This is a genomic window from Stenotrophomonas sp. 2YAF22 (assembly GCF_052114665.1).
Classification (GTDB): Bacteria; Pseudomonadota; Gammaproteobacteria; order Xanthomonadales; family Xanthomonadaceae; genus Stenotrophomonas; species Stenotrophomonas indicatrix.
Genome location: NZ_JBFRFE010000739.1, coordinates 1 through 1,860, shown reverse-complemented (window position 1 = coordinate 1,860; position 1,860 = coordinate 1). Strand labels below are relative to the sequence as shown.

2 protein-coding genes are annotated in these 1,860 nt (G+C 68.0%); both read right to left on the bottom strand.

Annotation, left to right across the window (positions count from 1 at the left end; all coding sequences use genetic code 11):
- On the bottom strand, positions 1–541 hold a 541-nt coding region (locus AB4Y84_RS20615), incomplete at its 3' end, for a GNAT family N-acetyltransferase (RefSeq protein ID WP_442250813.1).
- Entirely contained in the window at positions 538–1,758 is a 1,221-nt protein-coding gene (locus AB4Y84_RS20610; protein WP_442244967.1) for a M20 aminoacylase family protein, read from the bottom strand. The genes AB4Y84_RS20610 and AB4Y84_RS20615, both read right to left, overlap by 4 nt.
- Between the last annotated feature and the right edge of the window lie 102 nt (positions 1,759–1,860).

The window sequence follows — 1,860 nt, the reverse complement described above, 5'->3', positions numbered from 1 at the left end:
GTGCGAGGGTAGCTGTGTCGCCCGCCTGTGACTGTGGCACCAGATGCTTCTCGAACGGCAGATGCGCGATGGTTTCCGGGTCCGCATCCAGATCGAACAACGCGGTGTAGCCGTGGCTGAGATACAGGCCGACCGCCTCGGGCTGGCGGAAGCCGGTGGTCAGGAACACGCGCCGATAGCCCTGACGCGCAGCCTGGTCTTCCAGTTCCTGCAGCACGCGCCGGGCGATGCCCTGCCGACGCAGGCCAGGCAGCGTCCAGATGCGTTTGAACTCAGCGGTGTCCTCATCGCGATGCGGCATGAACGCTCCACCGGAAATCGCCACGCCGTCGCGCAGCAGCAGCACGAACGCACCGACCGGGGCAGCGAAGGCTTCGGCCGGATAGCGCTGCAGTTCCTCGCGGGCACTGCCACCGATACGCCGGCGCACGTCCGCATAGCGGTTGTCGTACTCCTGCTCCAGGCCGTCGAACAACGGGCGCGCCAGCGGGTCGTCCACCGAGGTGTACAGGAACCGATCGTTGTCGTACCGCACGCTCATGCCACGTCCTCCACCAGATAGTGCTCGGCCAGACGCGCCCACAGGCTGGCCGCCGGGGCGATGGCCGCGTCGTTGAACACATAGCGCGGGCTGTGCAGCGGCGCGCTGTCGCCGTTGCCGACGAACACGAAACTGCCCGGCCGTGCCTGCAGCAGGAAGGCGAAGTCCTCGCTGGCGGTACGCGGTGCGAAGGCCTCCACCACCTGCCCTGCACCGAACCCCTGTACCGCCACCTCGCGGACGTAGGCCGTCTGCTCGGGGTGGTTGATCACGCTGGGGAAGCCGCGCGGGAATTCGATCTCGGCACGCGCACCGAAGGCAGCGGCAGTCTGCTCGGCAATGTCGGTCACCCGTCGGCGCAGCGTATCGCGCACCTCCGGCAGGTACGCGCGCACTGTCAGCTTCAGCTCCACCACATCGGGGATGACATTGGCCGCCTGCCCACCGTGGATCGAGCCGACGGTGACCACGCCCATCTGCCGCGGATCGACATTGCGCGACACCACGCTCTGCAGCGCGGTGATGATGTGCGCGGCAGCCAGGATCGGATCGACGCTGCCCTGCGGCTCGGCGCCGTGGCCGCCCTTGCCGATCACCCGCAGACGCGCCCAGTCCACCGATGCCATCGCCGGTCCGTCGACGAAGCCGAAGTGCCCCACCGGCACGCCCGGCCAGTTGTGCAGGCCATAGATGGCATCGACCGGGAAGCGTTCGAACAGGCCATCGGCGATCATCTTCGAAGCGCCCGAGCCGGTTTCCTCGGCCGGCTGGAACACCAGCTGCAACGTGCCATCGAAATGCCCGTGGTGCGCAAGGTAGTGGGCAGCCGAGAGCAGGATGGCGGTGTGGCCATCGTGGCCGCAGGCGTGCATCAGGCCTTCGCGCTGGCTTGCATAGGCCAGCCCGGATTCTTCATGGATCGGCAGCGCATCGATGTCGGCGCGCAGACCCAATCGGCGACGGCCCTGCCCGCGCTGCAGCGTACCGACCACGCCGGTGCCACCGATGCCGGTGCTGACCGCATAGCCCCATTGCTGCAGCAGCTCGGCCACGCGGGCACTGGTGCGGTGTTCTTCGAAGGCCAGTTCCGGGTGCTGGTGCAGGTCATGGCGGATCGCGATGGCGTCGTCGACACGTGCCGCGATCTCGGGCAGTACGCCCGTTGTCGGCGAATTCCGCTGGGCATGGCCCGGCGCTACCGAAGTGTCTCCGCTCATCGCCTTATCCCACCTTCCGCGCCGGCTCGGCGTCGGTCGCATAACGGCTCGCCTTGCGTGGCAGGCCCAGGTGGTCGCGCAGGGTCTCTCCTTCCAGCGCAC